Consider the following 1,264-nt stretch of genomic DNA (forward strand, 5'->3'; position numbering starts at 1 on the left):
CGTCTGGGAGGTCACCGAACGCTCATAGGCCAGGTTGCCATCGAGATCGATGCTGTCGGTACGGCTCAACCTGTCGCCGGAGAATTCGGTGCGTTCCGAGGAAATGACCGAGCCATCGGCCGCTTTCTTCGAGATCGTGATCGTCAGGCTTCCATCTGCCGATGTCTGCTGCGTCTCGCTCTCAGGTGGTGAACCCGCCTCCCAACTGGTCGCGATCGATCTGGATCAATGTGCGGTCGGCATTGGTCTGTGTGACCGTTGAGCCAATGAGAACACCGGCGCCATTGCGAGACGTTTCTGTACGGCGTTTCGTGCCATCCGACTGAACCTCGGTCACGTCCGTCAGCACGCGATCGATGACTCCGTCTCCATCGTTGTCGAAGCGCGTCGTGACGGTCAATCCGTCAGCGCTGGTGGTCCGTACTGTCTCGGAAGCGAGCGAACCATCCTTGTTCAGTGCCTTCGTCGTCAGCACCGTGTTCTGGTCAGCGTCGACCGTTGTCGAAACGCTGACCGCATATCCATTGGCGTCGATCATCAAGGACGCTGTCGCCGCCTTGCCCGTAGTTCCATCGGTTCTGGTAAACGTCGCCTCACCGTCGATAGAGGAGCCGTCGGCAAATTCGAAACGTGTCTCATTGGCAACCAGGGTCAGCGACTGGATACCCAGTTCGCCCAGCGTCTTCATCTCGGTCGTACCGTCCGGCTTGGTCACCATGACCTTGAACTGCAACCAATTGGCATCGCCGGCGTCGAGAAGGCCATTGCCATTGGTGTCAAACACCTGGCGTAGCGCTTCCATGTCGCTGTCGGCCGAAGGATCCCAGTCCGTCAGCACGACTTCCTTACGGTTGGAAATCTTGCCGTCATTGTCGGCATCAAAAACCAGGACGCCATCGCCGGCGCCGGCCCAGGCCGCGCGATGCTGGTAGCCGTCCCCGTGGATGTCAAAAAAGTGGCTGCTATCGTCAAGCTTGGTGATCGTCAGTCCATTGCCATCCAGGTCGAGCAAGATGGGAAACCGCGTTTCCCTCTTCGAACTCGAGCTCGAGCTCGATTTGGAGGCGCTTGACTTGCTCGCGGCGGCACTGGCACGCGACGATCCGCCAGAATAGCCCGACTTGCTGGAACCTGCCGAATTGCGTTCGTCTCGTTCATCCGGCGACAGGCCGCCCGAGAGTTTTCCGGAGCTGGAACTCAGGCTGCCGCTTGTCTTGGAACTGCTGCTGCCCGACTTTGTCGACGAATTCGAAGATTTGGTTTC

Annotated in this window: 1 protein-coding gene; it reads right to left on the reverse strand. The window is 58.9% G+C overall.

Annotated elements, in window-relative coordinates:
- Positions 1-181: 181 nt before the first annotated feature.
- Entirely contained in the window at positions 182-1,012 is an 831-nt protein-coding gene (locus PDO_RS15100; protein WP_037074314.1) for an EF-hand domain-containing protein, read from the reverse strand.
- Positions 1,013-1,264: the final 252 nt, after the last annotated feature.

It is taken from the genome of Rhizobium sp. PDO1-076 (assembly GCF_000247475.1).
GTDB lineage: Bacteria > Pseudomonadota > Alphaproteobacteria > Rhizobiales > Rhizobiaceae > Allorhizobium.